At 67.2% G+C, this 20781-nt stretch carries 21 protein-coding genes; 11 read left to right on the top strand and 10 right to left on the bottom strand.

Annotated features, from left to right (window positions below; all coding sequences use genetic code 11):
* Position 1: 1 nt before the first annotated feature.
* A complete protein-coding gene (locus tag I8N54_RS00705; RefSeq protein WP_140194412.1) occupies positions 2–1729 on the bottom strand; it encodes a heparinase II/III family protein in 1728 nt (575 codons plus the stop codon).
* Positions 1730–1845: 116 nt separating this feature from the next.
* Positions 1846–3144 carry an RsmB/NOP family class I SAM-dependent RNA methyltransferase gene (locus I8N54_RS00700; RefSeq protein ID WP_140194413.1) on the bottom strand — a complete coding sequence of 433 codons (1299 nt, stop codon included), beginning with the start codon at positions 3142–3144 and terminating at the stop codon, positions 1846–1848.
* A 71-nt stretch (positions 3145–3215) separates the two neighbouring features.
* Between I8N54_RS00700 and I8N54_RS00695 the strand changes: the two genes are divergently transcribed.
* Entirely contained in the window at positions 3216–3395 is a 180-nt protein-coding gene (locus I8N54_RS00695) for a DUF1674 domain-containing protein (protein ID WP_140194414.1), read from the top strand.
* Between the two features lie 23 nt (positions 3396–3418).
* On the opposite strand, the gene I8N54_RS00690 is transcribed toward I8N54_RS00695, so the two are convergent.
* Complete coding sequence (locus tag I8N54_RS00690; RefSeq protein ID WP_140194415.1) at positions 3419–3784, bottom strand: hypothetical protein; 366 nt, start codon at positions 3782–3784, stop codon at positions 3419–3421.
* Positions 3785–3872: 88 nt separating this feature from the next.
* Entirely contained in the window at positions 3873–4682 is an 810-nt protein-coding gene (gene dapB, locus I8N54_RS00685; protein ID WP_140194416.1) for a 4-hydroxy-tetrahydrodipicolinate reductase, read from the bottom strand.
* Positions 4683–4768: 86 nt separating this feature from the next.
* On the opposite strand from dapB, the gene rbfA reads away from it, so the two are divergent.
* From rbfA to truB, 3 genes are read left to right on the top strand one after another with little or no spacing between them, the layout of a single operon-like run.
* Positions 4769–5161: a 30S ribosome-binding factor RbfA gene (gene rbfA, locus I8N54_RS00680; protein ID WP_140194417.1), complete on the top strand. Its 393-nt coding sequence runs from the start codon at positions 4769–4771 to the stop codon at positions 5159–5161.
* Positions 5158–5886, top strand: coding sequence for a phosphodiester glycosidase family protein (locus tag I8N54_RS00675; protein ID WP_140194418.1), 729 nt, complete (start codon positions 5158–5160; stop codon positions 5884–5886). The genes rbfA and I8N54_RS00675 overlap by 4 nt, the downstream gene beginning before the upstream one ends.
* A 31-nt stretch (positions 5887–5917) precedes the next feature.
* Positions 5918–6826, top strand: a complete 909-nt coding sequence (gene truB / locus I8N54_RS00670; protein ID WP_140194419.1) for a tRNA pseudouridine(55) synthase TruB — start codon at positions 5918–5920, stop codon at positions 6824–6826.
* 2 nt (positions 6827–6828) lie between these two features.
* On the opposite strand, the gene I8N54_RS00665 is transcribed toward truB, so the two are convergent.
* The 5 genes from I8N54_RS00665 to I8N54_RS00645 are packed head-to-tail and all read right to left on the bottom strand — an operon-like array spanning position 6829 to position 12467.
* Positions 6829–7656 carry a carbohydrate ABC transporter permease gene (locus I8N54_RS00665; protein WP_140194420.1) on the bottom strand — a complete coding sequence of 276 codons (828 nt, stop codon included), beginning with the start codon at positions 7654–7656 and terminating at the stop codon, positions 6829–6831.
* Positions 7656–8525: a carbohydrate ABC transporter permease gene (locus tag I8N54_RS00660; RefSeq protein ID WP_140194421.1), complete on the bottom strand. Its 870-nt coding sequence runs from the start codon at positions 8523–8525 to the stop codon at positions 7656–7658. The genes I8N54_RS00665 and I8N54_RS00660 overlap by 1 nt, the downstream gene beginning before the upstream one ends.
* On the bottom strand, positions 8522–9814 hold the full coding sequence (locus tag I8N54_RS00655) for an extracellular solute-binding protein (protein WP_140194422.1): 1293 nt from the start codon (positions 9812–9814) through the stop codon (positions 8522–8524). Before I8N54_RS00655 ends, I8N54_RS00660 begins: the two co-directional genes overlap by 4 nt.
* Positions 9811–10926, bottom strand: coding sequence for an ABC transporter ATP-binding protein (locus I8N54_RS00650; protein ID WP_140194423.1), 1116 nt, complete (start codon positions 10924–10926; stop codon positions 9811–9813). The genes I8N54_RS00655 and I8N54_RS00650 overlap by 4 nt, the downstream gene beginning before the upstream one ends.
* Positions 10926–12467 carry an alkaline phosphatase family protein gene (locus I8N54_RS00645; RefSeq protein ID WP_140194424.1) on the bottom strand — a complete coding sequence of 514 codons (1542 nt, stop codon included), beginning with the start codon at positions 12465–12467 and terminating at the stop codon, positions 10926–10928. The genes I8N54_RS00650 and I8N54_RS00645 overlap by 1 nt, the downstream gene beginning before the upstream one ends.
* A gap of 35 nt (positions 12468–12502) precedes the next feature.
* Between I8N54_RS00645 and I8N54_RS00640 the strand changes: the two genes are divergently transcribed.
* The gene (locus tag I8N54_RS00640; RefSeq protein WP_140194425.1) at positions 12503–13423 is read left to right on the top strand and encodes a lysylphosphatidylglycerol synthase transmembrane domain-containing protein; all 921 of its coding nucleotides are present in this window, start codon (positions 12503–12505) and stop codon (positions 13421–13423) included.
* On the opposite strand, the gene I8N54_RS00635 is transcribed toward I8N54_RS00640, so the two are convergent.
* Entirely contained in the window at positions 13390–14283 is an 894-nt protein-coding gene (locus tag I8N54_RS00635; RefSeq protein ID WP_140194426.1) for a CDP-alcohol phosphatidyltransferase family protein, read from the bottom strand. The two genes, I8N54_RS00640 and I8N54_RS00635, sit on opposite strands and share 34 nt — an antisense overlap.
* 114 nt (positions 14284–14397) lie before the next feature.
* Here I8N54_RS00635 and I8N54_RS00630 point away from each other — a divergent pair, with 114 nt between their 5' ends.
* The 6 genes from I8N54_RS00630 to pnp all read left to right on the top strand — a co-directional run bounded on the left by I8N54_RS00630 (position 14398) and on the right by pnp (position 20689).
* On the top strand, positions 14398–14925 hold the full coding sequence (locus tag I8N54_RS00630) for a DUF1643 domain-containing protein (RefSeq protein ID WP_140194427.1): 528 nt from the start codon (positions 14398–14400) through the stop codon (positions 14923–14925).
* A 78-nt stretch (positions 14926–15003) separates the two neighbouring features.
* Complete coding sequence (locus tag I8N54_RS00625) at positions 15004–15906, top strand: calcium-binding protein (protein WP_140194428.1); 903 nt, start codon at positions 15004–15006, stop codon at positions 15904–15906.
* Between the two features lie 137 nt (positions 15907–16043).
* Entirely contained in the window at positions 16044–16313 is a 270-nt protein-coding gene (gene rpsO / locus I8N54_RS00620; protein ID WP_140194429.1) for a 30S ribosomal protein S15, read from the top strand.
* Position 16314: 1 nt separating this feature from the next.
* Positions 16315–17874 carry a hypothetical protein gene (locus I8N54_RS00615; protein ID WP_140194430.1) on the top strand — a complete coding sequence of 520 codons (1560 nt, stop codon included), beginning with the start codon at positions 16315–16317 and terminating at the stop codon, positions 17872–17874.
* A gap of 47 nt (positions 17875–17921) precedes the next feature.
* Entirely contained in the window at positions 17922–18365 is a 444-nt protein-coding gene (locus I8N54_RS00610) for a hypothetical protein (protein ID WP_140194432.1), read from the top strand.
* Positions 18366–18556: 191 nt separating this feature from the next.
* Entirely contained in the window at positions 18557–20689 is a 2133-nt protein-coding gene (gene pnp / locus I8N54_RS00605) for a polyribonucleotide nucleotidyltransferase (RefSeq protein WP_140194434.1), read from the top strand.
* The last annotated feature ends 92 nt before the right edge of the window (positions 20690–20781 follow it).

Below are 20781 nucleotides of genomic sequence, written 5' to 3'. Positions count from 1 at the left end.
CTCAAGTTGTCTCCTGCTCATCGGAGCCCGCGAAAAAGTCGGTCTCGAACACGTCCCGGACGGCGTTCGGGGTGTCCTGTGCCTTGGCCAGCGACCAGCGGACGCGCGTCGCATAGGACATGGCGCGACCGGATAAAACCACCTGTCGCGTGGAACGAGGTCGCAGTCTGTTCTTTTCCAGATAGACCGACGGCTCGAGGCTGAGCGTCGCAACGTTGTCGTGCCGGAAGATCCAGATCTCCCCGGACTTGAGCGCAAGGCTCACCGCGCTGCCGCCGAGGTCGATCTCGGCGTCGACGTCGGGGTGCAGGTGGAAGCGGACCGAATAGGGCACGCCCTCCCCTCCCGTCGCGTCAACGGCGCGGTCGAAGCGGCGCTCGTCTCCGTCCGACAGGGTCGTCAGCAGATCCTGCCCGGCGATTCCCCGGCCGTTGTAGGCGAGGTCGATGATCCGCGCGTGGGTCAGGCCATGCGTCGCCTGATAGCCGTTGTGCGCCGCTTCGAGCCGGTTGCCGTCGGGAAGCTGCGAGAACTCGAACAGCACTTCGGAGGGCGTATCCTCCAGCAGTTCCTGTCGCAGACCGTTGAGCAGCGTCGGCATGCCGAGGCGCGAGGACGAGAAGCCGTCGATGCCGAGGGTCGAGTGACTTGGCGTGGCGCGGCCGGCCCGCCGCCACTCCGCCCCGAATTGCGCACCCGAGCCGCAATTGACGATCAGTTGCCGCCGGCCCGAGGTCAGCTCGAACGCCAGCGTGGACGCGTGCGCGTTGTAGGACGCCGGCCCCTTCGGCGGCGGCGCGGCGTCGAGCACGAGCGACGTGCGCCCTGCCGTCATCCGGGCATACCCCATGTGCAGCGCTTCGGGATCGGGTCGCGTGCGCACCCGCGACGCCGCGAGCGCCTGGTCGAGCCGGCCCTCGACCCCGCGTGCACCACCGTGAAATCGGGCGAGGCCGCCGTCGGCGTGGCGAAGTGCGCGCAGCGCGGGCGTCATGCGGGCGATGGCGGCGGTGATTTCGGTCGGGACCTCGCGGTCGGCGCTCTCCAGCGCCTCGACGGTCCAGTTGAGCAGCGTCAGCACCTCGACCGCCTCTTCCGGGTCGCGCGTGACGATGCCGCCGTCCGCCGCGATCCCTCGCTCGCAATCGCGGGCCAGCGCCATGACGGCGGGCTCGGCCAGCGACTGCTGCCCGTCGAGCGCCAGCCCGGCATAGATCGTGCCCGCCAGCGCCTCGAAGCGGGGCAGCCCGTCCCGCGCCGCCGGCCAGCGGCGGGCGAGGAAGCGCGCCTGCATCCCGAGGCTGCGGAAGAACAGGGCGGACTGGTCCTTGGACTTGCCGCGCAGAAGGAAAAGGGCGTGGTTGATCCAGCGGATCAGCCTGCGGCCCGCGATTTCGGGCGCCCAGCCCGGCCCGGAGCCGCTGCCGTAACGGTCGATCCAGTCCCAGACCCACCGGCCCGCGACCGCCCGTGCCTTGCCGTCGCCGACCGCGGCGAGGTCATCGAGCCAGCCGAAGCCATGCATCTCTTCCGCGAAAGCCGAGTCGGGCGGCTCGATCCGCCAGAGGTCCTCTCCGTTCAGCTCGATCAGTTGCCCGGCGAAGCGGATGTTGCCCGCGCAAAGCTGGCGGCCCTTGGCGTAATGTCCGATGGAGCGCGGTTCGGGCTGCGAGACGAACGCCGCGACCGCTCCACCGCGCGCGGCAAGACGCGCGTGGATCGCGTTCATCAATCGCGCCTGGCGCGCTTTCAACGTCCGGGTCCGGGCCAATGACTGCTGCCTCGTCGCGGGGAGGTTTCCCCCGTCGTTCTTGCCGGGGATGATAGCCGCCGCCACCCCTCAAGTCACCCCGGCTTTGTCAGGACCGCCGCGAAGAAGCCGTCCATGCCGCCGCGCTCGCTCCAGAAATCCGGGCGCAGACGCAGTCCGCCGCCGTCGGCGTGCCACTCCGCCTCGATCCAGCCGGCCTCCGGCAGGGGCGCGACCGCGAGGTCGGGATGCCGCTCGAGCGCCTCTTCGAGCTGCGCTTCGCCCTCGTCGGGCAACAATGAGCAGGTGCAGTAGAGCAGTCGCCCGCCGGGCTTCAGCAGGCCGATGGCATGGTCGATCAGGCGGGCCTGCAATTCGAAAAGCTGGAAGTACTCGCTGCCGTCCCGGGCGAAGGGCAGGTCCGGGTGCCGCCTGATCGTTCCGGTGGCAGAGCATGGCGCGTCCAGCACGATCGCGTCCCAGCCGTCCTCCTCGAAGGTCGTGGCGTCGGCGGCGACGATGTTCGCCGTCATGCGGCACCGGTCAAGGTTCTCGCGAACCCGTGCCAGACGGCTGTCCGACAGGTCGAGCGCGGTGACCTCCGCCCCGGCAGCGGCGAGTTGCAGCGTCTTGCCACCCGGCGCGGCGCAGAGGTCCAGGATACGCTCCCCCGGTTGCGGGTCGAGCAGCCTGACCGGCATCGCCGCCGCGGCGTCCTGCACCCACCAGTCGCCGTCGGCATAGCCGGGCAGAGCAGACACTTGTCCGTAGTCGGACAGCCGCACGCTTCCGGTCGGAAGCAGTTCACCGGACACCTGTTCGGCCAGCACCGCCGGGTCGCCCTTGGCGGTGAGGTCGAGCGGCGCCCCGGCGAAATGCGCATGTTCGATGCGCTGCACCGTCCGGTCGCCCCATGCGGCGGAAAGCGGACGGCGGAGCCACTTCGGCAGGTTCGGGACCGGCAGCTTGTCCCATTCCGCCGGCTCGATCTCGACCGCCTTGCGCAGCACGGCGTTCACCATGCCCCGGAAGGTCTTGAGCCGTGCGCTGTCTCCGACCAGCGACACGCAGGCGTTGACCACGCCATGTGCCGGCGCGCCACCTGCCGCCTCGACCACGCCGAGCCTGAGCGCGTTCATCACGATCTCGGGCGGCCGCTTGCGCAGGTGCGGCTTCAGGATCCGGTCGGCCCGACCGGACGCGCGGAGCGTCGCGACGGCAAGGCGCATCGCGCGGGCGCGATCTTCGGGGGCCAGCTTCTCGAGCGTGCCATCGAGTTCGGACAACAATCGCTTTTCGGACGTGACCCCGTTCAGCAGTTGCCATGCCGCACGGCGCGGCGCGAGGCCGTTGTCATCGGTTGGGCGGGCGTCGGTCTGTCGGGGTGAAGCCACGGGCGCCTCTCTTGCTGCGGATCGGACGGGACGTATATCAGGGGAGAACACCGGGCAAGGAGACGCCTGCCATGACCGACCAGAGACAAGACCTGCCGCCCGCCGCCATCCGCGCGCTGGAAGAGGCCGAGGCCCGCCGCAAGGCCGCCGAGGGCGATGCGCCGCTTCCGACCGAACTTGGCGGCCGTGACGGCCCGGAGCCGGTGCGCTACGGCGACTGGGAGAAAAAGGGCCTCGCCATCGATTTCTGAGGCGGGCCGCACGCCCGGCCGGATCAGCCGAGCATGAAGACCACCGGCGAGCCGCCGGAGTTCGGCGTCAGCCGTAGCCGCGTTCCGTCGAACTCCACGGACTGGCAGTTCGACGGCAGGTCGCTGTCGATCGTGAGGTCAAGGCACAGCGCGTTGCCGCGCCAATCCCATGAACCTTCAAGCTGCCGGCCCTGCGCCGAGCCACCCACGCCGCCACTCTGACCGATCCTGAGCGACAGGCCCAACATCGGGGCGACCATCGTCCGGCCGCCGACCGCGCCGACGAAATCGGCCCGGCTCGTTACGGGGCTGTACTCTGCGCTCGCCTCCGTCGGTTGCGAGACGGCCATGAGCAACATCAATGGGACGGCGGCGATAGGCCAAGCCATGGTTGGGACTCCGGTTCAACAGGAGTCAGAACGCTCTGACAGTGATTTAAGTTCAGCATCAACTTGTCGCGAAAACTGTCGCGTGGCGTCAGAGGCCGAGGACGTCGGCCATGCCGTATTGACCCGGCGCCTGGTCCTGCCCCCAGAGCGCCGCCCGCAGCGCGCCGAGTGCGAAGATGCGCCGGTCGGTCGCGACATGGCGCAGGATCACCCGCTCTCCCGGGCCGGCGAACAGCACGTCATGTTCGCCGACGATGTCGCCGCCGCGCACGGAGGAAAAGCCGATGGCCCCGTCCGGCCGCGCGCCGGTGTGCCCGTCCCGGCCCCGAACCGCCGCCTCGTCGAGCGTCACGCCGCGCCCGTCCGCTGCCGCCTGACCAAGCATCAGCGCCGTGCCCGACGGCGCGTCCACCTTGTGGCGGTGGTGCGCCTCGGTGATCTCGATGTCGAACTCCTCGCCCAGGGCGGCGGCGACTTTGCGCGCCAGGTTCACCAGCAGGTTCACGCCGAGAGACATGTTGCCGTCACGGATGACGACCGCGTGGCGGGCCGCGGCCTCGAGCTTCTTCAGGTCGTCATCCGCAAGGCCGGTGGTGCCGATCACGTGGACCGCGCGGGCCTGTGCAGCAAGCTCGGCGAACTCCACCGTCGCTTCGGGCGTGGTGAAGTCGATGACCGCCTGCGCCTTGGCGAAGACCTCCAGCGCGTCGGAGGTCGCGGTGACGCCAAGCGCGGCACCGCCCATTGCTTCACCGACGTCGCGGCCTTCCCAGTCGTGACCGGGCCGGACAAGCGCGCCGACCAGCCTGCAATCATCGGAGGCGGCGACCGTCTCCAGCAGCATCCGCCCCATGCGCCCGGAGGCGCCGGTGATCACGATTCCGGGTTTGTCGTCCATGACCGCTCCTTCTTTTGCTCGACTCTCCGACCGGCCGCGACGTCACTTCGCTTGGCAAGCCTGCCCACGGGGCTTACATCGCGGACATGGCGAAGAACAGATTCGAAGGCAGCGGACCCACTCAGCGACAGCTTCGGGTGGGCGAATTGATCCGGCGGACGATGTCCGACGTGCTCATGCGTGGCGACACGCACGACCCCGATCTGACGCGCATGTCGATCACCGTCGGCGAAGTTCAGGTCAGCCCCGACCTCAAGATCGCGACGGCCTATGTGCTGCCGCTCGGCGGCAACGACCGTGAAGCCGCGATCGAGGCGTTGAAGCGGAACAAGGGCGAGCTGCGCCGCCTGCTCGGCAAGGATACCAACCTGAAGTTCGTGCCCGACCTGCGCTTCCGCATCGACGAGACGTTCGATCGTATGGACGAGACGCGGCGCATGCTGAACGAGGATCACGTGCGTCAGGATCTCGACGAATGATCCGGCTTGCCGCCCTGCTCGTCCTGCTTGCCGGTCCCGCCGCGGCGGTGACCTGCAACGCGGTGGACTGGCGGAACACGCGATTCACCGTGTGCGAGGTGAACCCGGCGGAAGAACCGATCCGCCTGTTCCTCGACGACGAGAATGGCCGGCGGTTCGGCTCTTTCCGCGCGATCGAGAGCGAGCTGGGCGAGCTCAGCTTCGCGATGAACGCCGGAATGTATCACCAGGACCTGTCGCCCGTCGGCCTCTACGTCGAGAACGGCGAAGAGAAGATGCGCGTGATTCCGAACGCCGGCCCCGGCAACTTCGGGATGCTGCCGAACGGCGTCTTCTGCGTCCGCGACGGCAGTGCTGTGGTGGTCGAAACCCTGCGTTTCGAGCGTGAGGGGGGCGACTGCACCTTCGCGACCCAGTCCGGGCCGATGCTGGTGATCGACGGGGAGCTGCACCCGCGCTTCCTGCCGAATTCCAACAGCCGCCACATCCGAAACGGTGTCGGCACCAGCGCCGACGGCCAGCGGGTCGTCTTCGTGATCTCCGAAGAGGTCGTGAACTTCCACGATTTCGCGACTTTCTTCCGTGACGGGCTCGGCGTGCCGAACGCGCTCTACTTCGACGGCAAGGTCAGCCGTCTGCACGCGCCCGAAATCGGGCGGTCGGACGCCGGCTTTGCGATGGGTCCGATCGTCGGCGTTCTTGACGGAGCCGGGTCCGGCGGCTAACTCCGCGCCTTCTTCAGGACGCGGAGGTTTCATGGCACGGCGGCGCAAGGGGCGCGACATTTCCGGCTGGCTCGTGGTGGACAAACCCGCGGGTCCCACTTCGACTCATGTCGTCAACATCGTCCGGCGCGCGTTCGACGCGAAGAAGGCCGGCCACGCGGGCACCCTCGATCCCGAGGCGACGGGCGTTCTTGCCGTCGCGCTGGGCGAGGCGACCAAGACCGTGCCCTACGTCACCGACGCGATGAAGGCCTACAGCTTCACCGTCACGTTCGGCACGGAGACCAACACTGACGACGCCGAGGGCGAAGTGGTGAAAACCTCCGACAGCCGCCCGACGGACGACGAGATCAAGGACGCGCTGTCCGGATTCGTCGGCGACATTATGCAGGTGCCGCCCGCCTTCTCCGCCGTGAAGATCGACGGGGAGCGTGCCTACAAGCGCGCCCGCGACGGCGAGGAGGTCGAGCTCGCCGCCCGCCCGCTCTGGGTCGAGGAACTGCTGCTGACCGACCGCCCCTCCCCCGACAGCGCCGTGCTGGAGATGACCTGCGGCAAGGGCGGCTATGTCCGCGCCATCGCGCGCGATCTCGGCCGGGTGCTCGGCTGTCTGGGCCACGTGAAGGAGCTGCGCCGCGTCTGGTCCGGCCCGTTCGACGTGGTGGAGGACGGCGTGTCGCTCGACGAAGTCCGGCGCCTCGCCGGGGATCCCGCGCTCGACGAGCTGCTGCTGCCGCTCGAGGTCGGCCTCGCCGACCTGCCCGAGGTGCGTTGCCTCGCCGAGAGCGTCGGCCGCCTGAAGAACGGCAACCCCGCCGCCTGTATCGCCGGAGACGTCGAATACGGCGACGAGGTCTGGGCCAGCTTCGAGGGCAAGCCCATCGCCGTCGGCCGCTGGAAAGGCGGCGAACTGCATCCCTCGCGCGTGTTCGTGAGCTGAGGTCAGCCCTTCACCGCACCGGCGGTGAGGGCCTGCGTCAGCAAACGTTGGAGCGCGAGGAAAACTACGATCGCGGGCACAAGCGCGATCAGGCAGGCGGCGGCGAGGAGTTGAGTCGTGGACGCACTGGTTGAGCCGGCGAAGCGGTAGATCGCGACCGAGATCGGCCATTTCTGGTCCGCCGTCAGCAGCACGAACGGTACGAGGAACTGGCCCCAGTTCATCACCACGTTCAGGACGAAGGCCGCCGCCATCGACGGCGCGGCAAGCGGTAGGGTGATGAGGGCCATGACTTCCAGCCGCGAATTGCCGTCGAGGCGGGCGGCCTCTTCCAGTTCCACTGGGATCCGCTCGAACGCGGCGCGCAGGAGCCAGACTGTCAGCGGGATACCGATCGCGGCATAGACGGCGATGACCGCGGTGTGGCTTTCCAACAGGCCGAGCCGGTCGAGGTAGCGGTAGAGCGGGATCAGGATGATGAGCGGCGACACCATCTGCACCGCGAGAATCGCCCATAGCAGCGCCCCCTGTCCCTTGAAGCGCAGCCGCGCGAACGCCCAAGCGGCCGGCGCGGCGGTGAGGGTCGCAAGCGCTGCACCCGCGACGGAGAGCTTCACGCCGTTCCAGAGATACGTCGCAAAGGCGCCGTCGGACAGGATCTGCGCGAAGTTCGCGAGGGTCGGCTCGTCGGGAATGAACGCCGCCGACCCGCGGTAGACTTCTGCCGGGGTGCGAAGCGACAACGAGACAAGCCACGCGAACGGGCCGAGGAAGAACAGCGCCACCAACAGCAACGCGACGTAGGTGAGGATGTCTCCCGCCCGTCGCATCAGCGGCGCTCCCTCAGGATCAACGCGTAGAGGAACGCGGCAAGCAGGCTCAGCGCCATCAGGAGCAGCGCGAGGCCCGCTCCACGGGCGAGGTCGTAGCCCCGAAACACGGTGTTGTAGGTATAAAGCGCGAGGACTTCAGTGGCCTGTGCGGGACCGCCGCCGGTCAACGCGAGGATCGAATCGAACGTATTCAGGGTCTGGATCGTCACCAGGACCGAAGCGGCCAGCATCGCGCCCCTCAGTTGCGGAAGCGTCACCAGAAGGAATCGGTCCAGCGGCGTCGCGCCATCGACCTTGGCAGCTTCCTGCAGCGCCGGGTCGAGCCCCTTGAGCGCGGCGTAGTAGAGGATCATCGAGAAGGCCGTCCCTTGCCAGATGTTGGCGATGACCGCCGAAACCATCGCCAGCGTCGGATCGGACAACCACGGCAGGGGACCGATGCCGAGCGGCGCGATGATCGAATTGAGGCCGCCGAACGGAGCCTCGGAGAAAACGATCTGCCAGATCAGGCCGTTGGCGATACCAGGCACGACCCACGCCGCGAGCACCAATGCCCGAAGCGCCGACATGCCCGGGAGCTTCCGCTGATCGCCGCGATGAACAAGCAGAGCGATGGCAAGCCCTGCCGCCTGGAGAAGCACAACACTGGCACCGGTGAAGATCAGGGTCGCCCGAAGGATGCCCGGCAGGGCCGGATCACCGAGCGCACTGGTGATGGAACGAGTGGTATATTCCGTGGCCCCGCGCAGCAGCGTCGCATCGGTAAACGCCAGCCGCAGCGCGTCGAGCAGCGGCCAAAGGTAGATCGCCCCCAGGAACAGGAGGGCCGGGGCCAGCCAGCCCCAGGGGCGACCTTCGCGGATCACAGACGCTCGTACGCGGCCAGCGCCGCTTCCTGCGCCGTATCGGTGGCCGCTTCCGGGTCGCCGCCCGTCAGCACGTCACCGATCGCAATCTGGATCTGGTTGGCGATCTCGGGATACACCGCTACGCCCGGCCGCGGCCGGCCGTTCTCGAGGAACTCGGAATAGGCGAGGTTCGTCGGCGTGGAGAAGATCTCCGCCTCCTCGTAGTAGGCCGTCGCCGTCGGCAGCAGGCCCTGAACGACGTTGCCCGGACCGGCATAGAGCTTGGCGATCGCGGCGCAGAGCTCGACCTTCTCGGGATCATCGCTCATCGCACCGATGGTCCAGCCGCCGGCACCGGCCGCGCGCTGGTCTGCCGTCGGGCCCGGAAGCTCGGAGACTTCCCACGCCTCGAAGTCCTCCTCGGCGAGGGTCGCGCGGAGCTGCTCATATTGCCAGGAACCACCCACGAACATCGCGGTGCTGCCCGCCGCAGCCGCAGCGAGGAAGTCGTCGTAGTTCGTGACGGAGGCCACGCGCGAGGGGCTGGCGCCGCTCTCGACGAGGTCGGCGTAATAGGTGAGCGCCTCGACGAACGCCTCGCGGTTCTCGCCCTCGCCGAAGACCGGACGGCCATCCTCGTCCACGAGGTTACCACCGGCGGCCCAGAAGTTGCCGAGCCAGTCGAGCGCGGTCCCTTCCCACCGACCGCCGGAGAACAGCAGCCCTTCATAACCGGCGTCCGCGCTGGCCTGCCCGGCGGCCATCGCCTCGTCCCACGTCTGGGGCGCTTCGGGCACCACGCGGGTGTCGCGGTACATCACGCGCAGGTCGGTGAACCACCAGTAGGCGAGCAGGTTGCCCTCGTCGTCGGTCACGCCCTCACGCACGAAGGGGAAGAGGTCGGCGATGTCCTCTTCGCTGAAGTAGTCGTTCATGGGCGACAGCACGCCGGCGGCCTTGTAGGCGCCGAGCGAGGAGCTGTCGATCATCGCGCAGTCGGGACCACGCCCGCTGCGGGCCTGTTCCAGCATCCGGGCCTGTTCCTGCCCGATGTCGTTGGTCTGCAGCTGCGTGTCGATGCGCCAGTCGGGGAAGTCCTCGAGCATCTCGATGAAGAGGTCACCGAACGTCGCGCTCATCTCGGGGTCCTGCGCGTAGAGGTCGAACGCCGTCAGCCGGAACGTCATGGCGTTCGGCGCATCCGCCGGTCCGACGCGGTTGCGGGTGACGAGGTCGTCCTGCGCCATGGCCGGCACGGCGATGGCGCTGCAGAGCGCGGCAAGTCTGAAGGTCGTCTTGGCAGTCATGGGAAGTCTCCAGTCTGGGAGGGCTGATGCTCGGGAGGGGACGACAGAGACCTGCCGGACCCGGGGGCGAAAATGTGGGCGCGACCGAGATCGGGAGTGACCTCGATCCGGTCGCCGGTGCGGGGCGCTCGGCCTGGCGCGATTCGTGAGGCGGCGCGCGTTCCATCGGGAAGGACGACATGGATGAGGGTCTCGACACCAAGCGCCTCGACCACTTCTACCTGTGCCGACACGGAAGGGCCGAGCCGGATGTCCTCGGGTCTGAGGCCAAGGTCGATGGTCTGTGCCGCCAATCCCGCGAAGTCCGCCCGCCGGTCCTCCGGTACGTCGAGGTCGGCCCCGAACGCCGAGACTGTTGCACCATCGCGGGAGACCCGTGCCGGCACCACGGCCATAGACGGCGCGCCGAGAAATTCGGCGACGAAGCGCGTGGCGGGACGGTTGTAGACCTCCATCGGGGTTCCGGCCTGCTCGATCCGGCCATCGCGCATGACGACGACACGGTCGGCCATCGTCATCGCTTCTACCTGGTCGTGCGTGACGTAGATGCAGGTCGTGCTGACCACGCGAGCCAGCCGCTTGATCTCCGTCCGCATCTGCGTGCGCAGGCGGGCGTCGAGATTGGAGAGCGGTTCGTCGAACAGGAAAAGGGCAGGATCGCGGACGATCGCCCGACCCATCGCCACCCTCTGGCGCTGACCGCCCGACAGGGCTGCGGGCTTTCGCGACAGCAGATCGCCCAGTTCCAGCAGGTCCGCCACCTCGGCAACGCGCGCCGCGCGCTCGGATTTGGAGAGGCCCCGCTTGCGGAGGCCGAAGCCGAGATTCCGCGCCACGCTCATGTGCGGGTAGAGCGCGTAGGATTGGAAGACCATCGCGACATCCCGCGCGCCCGGCTCGAGGCCCTGGACCGGCCGCCCGTCGACGAGAATTTCACCGGCGTCCGGTTGCTCGAGACCGGCGACGAGTCGCAGCGTTGTGGACTTGCCGCAACCCGATGGGCCGACGAGCACGACGAACTCGCCATCCTCGATTGCGAGGTCGATGCCATCTACCGCGGCGCGGCTCTCGTCGAACCGCCGGGTGAGACCTTTCAGCTCGAGCCGAGCCATCAGTAATTCTCTGCGAGCTGGGTGTCGTCGCAGCCGAGCGAGGACATGCAGGACGACAGGATCCCGCGCAGGTCGGTCATGGGGCGTTCGGCGAGCTCCGGGTCGGGCAACAAGCCAGGTGTCCACGCGCCGGGCAGCATTTCCAGCAGGTCCGGATCGCGGGAGATGACATGGACAGGCACAGCCGCCCCTGCTTCCTCACCCGCGATGAGCGGGGCGGGCTGGTGATCGCCGAGTACGACAACGAGCGAATCGTCTGCACTCCGCTCGACCCACTGGCCGATGATCTCCAGCGAATAGTCGAGCGTCTTGCCGTAGGCCACGCGCACGTCGTCGTAGTCATCCCAGACCTCTGCGGGGGTCCCTCCTTCGCGATGGCTGCCGTCGTAGATGCTGCCGTCGCCGATGTCCTCCCACGGCAGGATGTCGGGCAACGGCGTCCACGGCGCATGGGAGGTGATGAGCGCCGCCTCGACCATCACCGGCCCGTCCATTTCGGAGACCAGATCGGTGGTCCGGGACAGGGTGTACTGGTCAGGCATCGTCACCCACTCGAACGGCAAGCCCCGGTACTCCATACGCTCCTTGTCGCGAAGGTCGTCGTAGCCGTACCAGCGCGCCTCGGGCCAATCGCGGGAGATCGCGGGCATGACCGCCAGCGTCTGCCAGCCCGCCGCCCGGAATTGCCGGTTGAGGGAGGTGCGTTGCGACCCGATGAGTGCGTCGTAGCGGCGCTGGCTGCTGACCCAGAGGCCGGACAGGGCAGTCGCATGTGCCAGCCAGCTTTGCCCGCCCTGCGTCGGCGACGTCAGCCACGCCGACCGCATCGAGAAGCCTGCGTCGCCGAGGCGGCTCTCCACAGCGGTCAGACGTTCCAGCGCATCGTCGCGGTACAGGTCCTCCTGAAGCCAGCTCTGGCCATAGCTCTCGACAAACAAAAGATAGACGTCCCTGCCCTCCAGCGCCGCGAAATCGGGGGCTTCCGCCGTCTCGCGCCGCCCCAGATCGCGGACGAACTCCGACTCTTCGCGCAGTGAGCGGGCGAATCTCTCGGCACGCTGAGGCACTTCAGGTAACAAAGTGAAGCCGCCGACCGGCACCAGCAGGCCGAGACCAAGGAACACGCCGGCAGCCATGGCCGATCGCCGTCCCGAGTGGCGGGAGAGCGACGCCAGGGCCCGGTAGCAAGCCCAGCCAATCAGGATGATAGCGACGACAACCGCGAGTACGACGACGAAAGTCGTCACTGTTCCGAACGTGCCGGTCGCCAGTTCCCATGCCGGACGGATCACGTAAAGGTCGAGAACAGGATCGAACGGTCGGCGGAAGGCCAGCCGCATGCCCAGGTCTGCTGCCTGGAGCATGGCAAGCCACACAGCGACCACCGCGATCACCGCCGCTACGACCCGTCCGATGGACACTGGCGCCAGCGCCAGTATCAAGGCGACCAGCGGCACCTCGAGTGGTAACTGAAGCAGATGCTCCGCCCCGGCGGGGCGCGCCGGCACCAGCGCCAGCGCCCAGAGGAGCAGCAAACCCAAGAGGCCCGGCCAAGGCCCGGGAAGGAACCTGAGCGATGTCATCGGGCCGCCAAGTCCTGCGCATGATCCGCACGCTGCTTCCCGTGGCCGCGCTCGCCCTCGTGATCGCGGTCGTCGATTTCGAGGACACTCTGCAGCAGTTGCGCGACGCGCGAGGCCTGCCGCTGATCGGGGCACTGGTCCTGTCTCAAGTCGTGATCGTAGCTTCCGCGCTGCGATGGCACGTGACGGTCACCGCGCTCGGCCAGACCCTGCCCGTGCGCCGCGCGATCGGGGAATACTACGTGTCGAGCTTGCTCAACATCATCCTGCCGGGTGGCGTCGGCGGTGATGCGGCAAGGGTCTTCCGCGTCCGGGAGGCGACCACGACCGCGCCGGTACTGCGCGGCGTGATGATCGAGCGATTGTCCGGGCAGGTCGCACTCGCCTTCGTGCTCTTGGCCGGACTGATCGTCGGCGCGACTCCCGGCGGCACGGATCAACTCGCTGCGGCCTTCATCGTCGGTCTGCTCATGATCGTCCTCGTGCTCTGGGCTGGCGGGACCCTGCCCGGCCGCGCGGGACGGGCGCTGGGCGGGCTGTCCTCCGATCTCCGCCGGTTGGCGGGTCGCCGGGCGAGCCTCTTCGCGCTGCTCTTGCTGAACATCGCCGTGATCTCTGGTTTGATCGGCTGCTTCTGGCTGTGCGCGATCGCGGTCGGCACGCCAGTCCGCTTCACGACCGCACTCGTGCTTTTTCCGATCTGCCTTGCTGCGATGCTGGTTCCCGTCGGCATCGGCGGCCTCGGCCTGCGCGAAGGTGCCGCCGCAGCGCTCTGGCCGATAGCTGGATTCGCGGCGGAAGCTGGCGTGGCGGCATCGCTGCTCTTTGCCGTCGTGAACCTCGCCGGCGCCTTGCCGGGTCTTTACGTCTTGATGCGACCTCATTCTGCCTCCGACCGGCGGGAGGCGAGATAGACGATGTCGCGCAGGAAGGATCCAACGACAGCTGCGAGAATACCACAAGTCAGCAGCACGCCCTGATCCCTCAGGACAGGCAGTGCGAGAAGCACGACCGGCAATGCCATCTGCAGCACGCAGATCGCCTTGCGCACGAGGCTCGGCCGCAACGGACGATCGAGCCATGGGGCGAACGGCTTCGCCATCGAAAACAGGTAATGCGGCAGGACCAGGGCCAAGATCGCCAGCGGCGCTGCACCCGCCTGCCAGGCCGCGAACGACAGGACCAGTGTGAGACCGGCATCGACCTCCATGTCGAACCGCGCACCGTAGCGGGATGCCAGACCTGTGCGCCGTGCAATAAACCCGTCCACGCCGTCGAGCGAAATGATGGCGAGCCCCGCCGCCGCGACTGCCTGCGGCGCTTCGTCGGGCAACCGGTCGAACGCAATGGATACGGCCCCCAGAAGGAGGGTTCCAGCCGCCCGGGCGGCCGTCGTGACGTTGGCCGCGCCGAACCGGGCGTAGGGATGATACTCGGAAAGCCCGACAATCGCCAAAGCGCCGATCGCAAGCCAAAGTATGGCCAGAAGGCCCGTGAACACGATGCCGAGACCCGGCAGCAGGACCGCAACAAGGACCATCGGCACGAGAAGGCCGAGCCACGCCCCGATGGCACCCGACACGGCTGCGCCCTGCAGGGCGACAACCTCGTCGCCTTTCCGGCGATGGGTGTCCATTGGCGTCATCGTATTGTCATCCTCATGAAACTTGCGAGGTGTATCATGCGGTCTCGCTGGCAAGGTTTGGCGAGTTAAAAAGCTCTTATCGACGCGGCATCGCGAACGTGGCGTCGGTGATGCGGTCACGTCCGGCATGGTTAACCTACGGTCGGAGGGGGCTGGTTGGATCACACTTCGACGGCATTTCGCGATGTCGTTCCGCCCGGAGTCCACTTTCACACGCCCCTGCCCCGCGCTACACGCGGCCGCATGATCGAGCGCAGTTTCCAGAAGGGCGATGCCGCCTCCGTCGCCGTCTATTCGGATTGCGAGACCTACCGTTACCTGTTGACGCGGACGTGGGATCCGTCGGGGGCGCGGGCGTTGTTCGTGATGCTCAATCCCTCCACCGCGACCGAAGTGCAGAACGATCCGACGGTCGAGCGCTGCGAGCGCCGGGCGCGGACGCTCGGGTTCGGGGCGTTCAGGGTGACCAACATCTTCGCCTTTCGCGCAACCGATCCGAAGGTGATGCGGGCCGCCGGCGATCCGGTTGGCCCCGGCAACGACGACGCGATCCGTGAAAGCGCGCTGGCATGGATCCGCGAAGGCGGCGACCGGGTGGTCTGCGCCTGGGGCACGCACGGGGCGCATCTCGATCGCGGGCCGACGGTCGAGCGGCTGCTGCGCGACACCGGGCGGGAGCTGACGCACCTCGGCCTCAGCAAGGCGGGGCACCCGAAACATCCGCTCTATATCGGCTACGGCGTCCAGCCCGAGCCGTGGCTGGCCGATTAACCATTTGGTAAGAATTGCCGGCCGGAAGACGTGCGCCCGTGATATGTCGAGAGCCTCGTTTCACCGGGGACTTTGGACATGCTGGGATTGCTCGGCCTGCTCGGCATTGCTTTGCTGGGCGGCAGCTTCGTATCGCTCGACACCGAAGAGGCGGAGGACCTCCTGCCGGAAGAAGATCGGGAGGACGATCCCGTGCGGACGGTCCGCATCTGGGAGGTTCCCGGTGCCGACGGCAGCGTTGCGACACGGATCGCCGGGACAGACGGGGCTGACAAGATCGACGGCACCGATGGAATCGACACGATCTTCACCCGCAGCGGCGACGACGAGGTCGATGGGGGCGCGGGCGACGACTACATTCACGGCGAGGACGGCAACGACATCCTCAGGGGCAGCGCCGGCGACGACGAGCTGCACGGCGGTCGCCACGATGACGCGATCGACGGGGCGGAGGGCGACGACAGCCTGTTCGGTCACGTCGGGGACGACCGTCTCGATGGCGGCGGGGGCGACGACCGGCTGACCGGGGGTGGCGGCAACGACCTCCTGTTCGGCGGCGATGGCGCGGATTCGCTGCTCGGTGGGGAAGGCGACGACAGTCTCCACGGCGGGCCGGGCGAGGATGTGATGCACGCCGGGGCCGGCGACGATCGGCTCGACGGACACGGAGACCGGGCGCGGGACTACCTGAACGGGGGAGACGGGGCGGACCTGATCCGAGCAGGCAGCGGCGACATCGCGTCCGGCGGGACCGGGGCGGATGTCTTCGCCCTCGATGCCGGAGGCTTCGCCGCGGAAGTGATGGACTTCGACCCCGAGGAGGACCGGCTCGAGATCCTCTACGACGGCGAGACGCCGCCAGAGGTCACGACCGAAGCCGACGACGATGGCCTGTCAGTCTATGCCGACGACAGCTTCATCGTCCGGTTGCACGGGGTGGAGACGCTCGAACCGCACAGCATCACGCTCCTGAAGGGCTGAGCGGCAATTTTTCCTTCCCTTCACGGCAATCCTGTCTTATGCGGCGGGCTCTCGCGGATGAGCCGCGGGAACCTCCACGGGCCTTGCTGGACGACATCCCGGCCTGCGCCATGACACTCAACAGACAGGAGACCCCGATGTCGATTACGCCTGACGAGAAGACGAAGCTCATCAAGGAATACGGCACCAAGGACGGTGACACCGGTTCCCCCGAGGTCCAGATCGCGATCATGACGTCGCGCATCGCCACCCTCACCGAGCACTTCAAGACGCACAAGAAGGACAACCACGGCCGTCGCGGCCTGCTGAAGATGGTTGCCCACCGCCGGAAGCTGCTCGACTACCTCCGTGCGAACGACGAGGACCGTTACAAGGACCTCATCAAGCGCCTCGGTATCCGCCGCTAAGGTGAACGCGCCGGGTCTTGCCTCCAATGGCCGGGCCCGGTCCCAGGCCGCCCTGGTCCTGCTCTGCGGACTCGGGCTGGTCTGGCTTTACTTCGCGCTGATCCGCGCGACCGGGGGCCACTTTGTCTATGCCCTCGACGATCCCTACATTCACCTCGCACTGGCCGAGAACCTGTTGCAGGGACATTACGGGATCAATTCGGGCGAAGTCGCCTCTCCCTCCTCTTCCATCCTCTATCCAATCCTGCTCGCCGGCACGCTCGCGCTCGGCCTCGGAGAGTACGGGCCGCTGGTTCTGAACATCGTCGCCTCGCTCGGCGTGGCGTGGTTGCTGGGCGGCGTGCTTCACGACCTGCTCGAGGGGCGGATCGGTATCGTGCTCGTCTCGGGGTTGATGCTGCTGCTCGTCGTGAACGGCTTCGGCCTTGCCTACACGGGGATGGAGCATACGCTCCACGTGCTGGCCAGCCTGCTGATCGTGACCGGGCTTGCCCGCGTCGCAATTGAGGACGTGGCGGACTGGACGCTGATCGCCGCCATCGTCGCCGCGCCGCTGTTGCGGTTCGAGGGGCTGGCGCTGGCGGGTACGGCAATCGTCACGCTCTGGGTCACCGGTCACCGCAAGGCGGCGCTGATCCCGGCGGCGCTGCTGGTGATCTGTTTCGGGCTGTTCGTCACGACGATGCTGCGGCTCGGGCTGCCGGTCCTGCCCTCCTCCGTCATGGTGAAGAGCGCGGCCTCCGCCGCCGTCGCCTCAGAAGGCGGGAACTTCGTGCAGGCGATCGCCGCCAACATCCGTCAGTCGGCGATCCGTCCGCAGGCGCTCGGCCTCGGACTCGGCATCGCATTGCTGCTGTTCGCCTCCTCGCGCGGGCGGGCGGAGCAGATCGTCGCCATGCCCGTCGCCATCGCCGCGCTGGCGCACATGATCGTCGGCGATTTCGGATGGTTCTCACGCTACGAGGTCTACATCGTGGCCGCCGTCACCATAGCACTGCTGATCGTGTGGCGTGGCCCCTTCCGGGCCCTCAGCGGACAGGTCAAGGTACTGGCCCTGATCTGCGCGCTCTATTTCACCGGCGCGCCCTACCTCGACACGACGCTGCGCACGCCGGCCGCGGCGATGAACGTCGAGGTGCAGCAATACCAGCTCCACCGCTTCGTGACCGAGTTCTACCCCGGACCCGTCGCCGTAAACGACCTCGGCTGGACGAGTTGGGACAACGATGACTACGTGCTCGACCTATGGGGGCTCGGTTCGGAGGAGGCCCGCAAGCTCGCCGCTTCCGGTCAGCGCACGCCGGAGGGGATGGCCGACCTCGTTGCCGGCAGCGGCGCGACCTACGCGATGATCTATGAGGAATGGTTCCCCGGCCAGATCCCGGCGGAATGGTGCCGCATCGCGCAGCTCACCACGCCAAGGGAGACCGCAGCCTCCGGCACGGTCGAATTCTTCCTGATCGAGCCCGAGAGCGAGGAGGCGCTTCGCGACGCCCTTGCCCGGTTTGCCGAGGCTCAGCCGCCGGTGAACTCGGTCGAGACCTTCGCCTGCGGAACCTGACCGAACGGCATCGACGTTGCCCGGGTATCGCTCCACCGGAGGCCTGCATGACCCGTCTTATCATCGCCCTGTTCCTTGTCCTCTGCCCTCTCACCGCCATCGCCCAGACGCCCGAGGACCAGTGGCAAGCCCGTGCCACGGTCGAAGATTACTTCGCCGCCATTAACCGGGGGTCGTATGCTGCCGCCTACGATTTCTGGGAGGACGGCGGCGCGGCCAGCGGTCAGACGCTGGATCAGTTCGAAGCCGGATATGCCGATACCGCCGAGGTCAGGGTCTTCACTGCGCCGGGAACGTTGGAGGGCGCGGCGGGGTCGATCTACGCGACCGTGCCCCTTCGGATCGAGGCGGAGCTCAATGACGGGACCCGGCAGCGGTTCGGCGGTGATATCGTGCTGCGCCGCTCGAACGTCGAGGGCAGCGAAAGCGGCGGCATCTGGAAGCTCCATTCGGCGGAAATCGCCAGCCTCGGCCAGCCCGGGAAGCGGTGAAATGCTCACCTGTGGCACTCGCGCATAGCGGGTTCCCAATCGCCCCTTTTTCCTATAAGGGCAGCGCATCTGAGACGTGACGCCCGGACCCCGGCGCATGGAATGATGAAGGGGTCGGCGGCAATGGGGCCGCCATTGTGACAGGAGGACACGGGATCCGCCCGTGGGAGCCTCCAGACAGGATACGCTGAATGTTCAACGAAACGAAGAAATCCATCCAGTGGGGCGAAGAAACGCTGACACTGGAAACGGGCAAGGTTGCCCGTCAGGCCGACGGCACCGTCATCGCCACTCTGGGCGAAACCTCGGTCATGGCGAACGTTACTTTCGCCAAGCAACAGAAAGAGGGGCAGGACTTCTTCCCCCTTACTGTCCACTACCAGGAAAAATACTACGCCGCGGGCAAGGTGCCCGGCGGCTTCTTCAAGCGTGAGGCCCGGCCGACCGAGAAGGAAACGCTGACCGCCCGCCTGATCGACCGTCCGATCCGCCCGCTGTTCGTCCCCGGCTTCAAGAACGAAGTCCTCGTGATGTGCACCGTGCTGAGCCACGACCTCGTCAACGATCCCGACATCGTCGCCATGATCGCCGCCTCCGCGGCCCTGACGATCTCCGGCGCGCCCTTCATGGGTCCGATCGCCGGCGCGCGCGTCGGCTTCGAGGACGGTGAATACGTGCTGAACCCGACCGTCGACGACATGCAGGGGCTGCGCAACAACCCCGACCAGCGTCTCGACCTCGTCGTCGCCGGCACCAAGGACGCCGTGATGATGGTGGAGTCGGAAGCTTACGAGCTGACCGAAGCCGAGATGCTCGGCGCCGTGAACTTCGCTCACGAGCAGATCCAGCCGGTTCTCGATTGCATCATATCGCTGGCCGAGGATTGCGCGAAAGAGCCCTTCGACTTCACGCCTCCGGATTACTCGGCGCTCTACGATGCCGTGAAAGCCGCCGGTGAAGAGAAGATGCGCGCCGCATACGCGATCACCGACAAGCAGGAACGCGTGAACGCGGTCTCCACCGTCAAGCAGGAGATCATCGCGGGTCTTTCGGAAGAGCAGCAGGCCGATCCGAACCTCGGCTCCGCCCTGAAGAAGCTGGAATCCGGCGTGCTTCGCGGTGACGTCGTCAAGAACGGCCGCCGTATCGACGGCCGCGCGCTCGACGAAGTCCGCCCGATCGTGGCCGAAACGCAGATATTGCCCCGGACGCACGGCTCCGCGCTGTTCACCCGTGGTGAAACGCAGGCGCTGGTCGTGACCACGCTCGGCACCGGCGACGATGAGCAGATCATCGACGCGCTGCACGGCAACTTCCGCAGCAACTTCCTGCTGCACTACAACTTCCCGCCCTACTCGGTCGGTGAAGTGGGCCGTGTCGGCTCCCCCGGTCGTCGTGAAATCGGCCACGGCAAGCTCGCATGGCGCGCGCTTCAGGCCGTCCTGCCGGCCGCGACCGACTTCCCCTACACCATCCGCCTCGTCTCCGAGATCACCGAGTCCAACGGCTCGTCCTCGATGGCGTCGGTCTGCGGTGGTTCGCTGTCCATGATGGACGCCGGCGTTCCGCTGAAGTCCCCGGTCGCCGGCGTGGCCATGGGCCTCGTGCTGGAAGAAGATGGCTCCTACGGTATCCTCACCGACATTCTCGGTGACGAGGATCACCTCGGCGACATGGACTTCAAGGTCGCGGGCACCGAGAACGGCATCACCTCGCTCCAGATGGACATCAAGGTCGCCGGCATCACGCCCGAGATCATGGAAAAGGCCCTCGCCCAGGCGAAGGAGGGCCGGATGCACATCCTCGGCGAGATGTCGAAAGCCATCTCCACCGCGGGTGAATTCTCCGTCCACGCGCCGCGCATCGAGACGATGAACATCCCGACCGACAAGATCCGTGAAGTGATCGGCTCGGGCGGCAAGGTCATCCGCGAGATCGTGGAAGTGTCCGGTGCCAAGGTCGACGTGAACGACGACGGTGTCATCAAGATCGCCTCGCCGAACGGCGAAGCCATCAAGAAGGCCTACGACATGATCTATTCGATCGTGGCGGAGCCGGAAGAAGGCGGCGTCTACAAGGGCAAGGTCGTGAAGATCGTCGATTTCGGCGCCTTCGTGAACTTCTTCGGCAAGCGCGACGGCCTCGTCCACGTCTCCCAGATCGAGAACAAGCGTCTGAACCACCCCTCCGACGCCCTGAAAGAGGGCCAGGAAGTGTGGGTCAAGCTGCTCGGCTTCGATGATCGCGGCAAGGTTCGCCTGTCGATGAAGATCGTCGACCAGGAGACCGGCGAAGAGATCAAGAAGGAAGAGGCGGCCGAATAAGGCTCCCCCATTCCCGAGACTGAAGGCCCCGGTGGAGACACCGGGGCTTTTTTCTTGTCCCGGTCCGAGCCTGGGTCCCGGCCCGCCAAGAC

Origin of the sequence: Pelagovum pacificum (assembly GCF_016134045.1) — a bacterium.
Lineage (GTDB): Bacteria > Pseudomonadota > Alphaproteobacteria > Rhodobacterales > Rhodobacteraceae > Oceanicola > Oceanicola pacificus_A.
This window is presented reverse-complemented; position numbering and strand designations above follow the sequence as displayed.

Bases quoted from the DNA above. Each gene is read 5' to 3' on its own strand.
- I8N54_RS00665 (WP_140194420.1), bottom strand. From the start codon at position 7,656: ATGCGACGGGCGGGAGACATCCTCACCTACGTCGCGTTGCTGTTGGTG.
- rbfA (WP_140194417.1), top strand. From the start codon at position 4,769: ATGGCGAAGAACAGATTCGAAGGCAGCGGACCCACTCAGCGACAGCTT.
- I8N54_RS00610 (WP_140194432.1), top strand. From the start codon at position 17,922: ATGACCCGTCTTATCATCGCCCTGTTCCTTGTCCTCTGCCCTCTCACC.
- dapB (WP_140194416.1), bottom strand. From the start codon at position 4,682: ATGGACGACAAACCCGGAATCGTGATCACCGGCGCCTCCGGGCGCATG.
- I8N54_RS00655 (WP_140194422.1), bottom strand. From the start codon at position 9,814: ATGACTGCCAAGACGACCTTCAGACTTGCCGCGCTCTGCAGCGCCATC.
- I8N54_RS00705 (WP_140194412.1), bottom strand. From the start codon at position 1,729: ATGAACGCGATCCACGCGCGTCTTGCCGCGCGCGGTGGAGCGGTCGCG.
- I8N54_RS00650 (WP_140194423.1), bottom strand. From the start codon at position 10,926: ATGGCTCGGCTCGAGCTGAAAGGTCTCACCCGGCGGTTCGACGAGAGC.
- I8N54_RS00695 (WP_140194414.1), top strand. From the start codon at position 3,216: ATGACCGACCAGAGACAAGACCTGCCGCCCGCCGCCATCCGCGCGCTG.
- I8N54_RS00690 (WP_140194415.1), bottom strand. From the start codon at position 3,784: ATGGCTTGGCCTATCGCCGCCGTCCCATTGATGTTGCTCATGGCCGTC.
- rpsO (WP_140194429.1), top strand. From the start codon at position 16,044: ATGTCGATTACGCCTGACGAGAAGACGAAGCTCATCAAGGAATACGGC.
- I8N54_RS00675 (WP_140194418.1), top strand. From the start codon at position 5,158: ATGATCCGGCTTGCCGCCCTGCTCGTCCTGCTTGCCGGTCCCGCCGCG.
- I8N54_RS00635 (WP_140194426.1), bottom strand. From the start codon at position 14,283: ATGCCGGACGTGACCGCATCACCGACGCCACGTTCGCGATGCCGCGTC.
- I8N54_RS00625 (WP_140194428.1), top strand. From the start codon at position 15,004: ATGCTGGGATTGCTCGGCCTGCTCGGCATTGCTTTGCTGGGCGGCAGC.
- pnp (WP_140194434.1), top strand. From the start codon at position 18,557: ATGTTCAACGAAACGAAGAAATCCATCCAGTGGGGCGAAGAAACGCTG.
- I8N54_RS00630 (WP_140194427.1), top strand. From the start codon at position 14,398: ATGATCGAGCGCAGTTTCCAGAAGGGCGATGCCGCCTCCGTCGCCGTC.
- truB (WP_140194419.1), top strand. From the start codon at position 5,918: ATGGCACGGCGGCGCAAGGGGCGCGACATTTCCGGCTGGCTCGTGGTG.
- I8N54_RS00640 (WP_140194425.1), top strand. From the start codon at position 12,503: ATGTCATCGGGCCGCCAAGTCCTGCGCATGATCCGCACGCTGCTTCCC.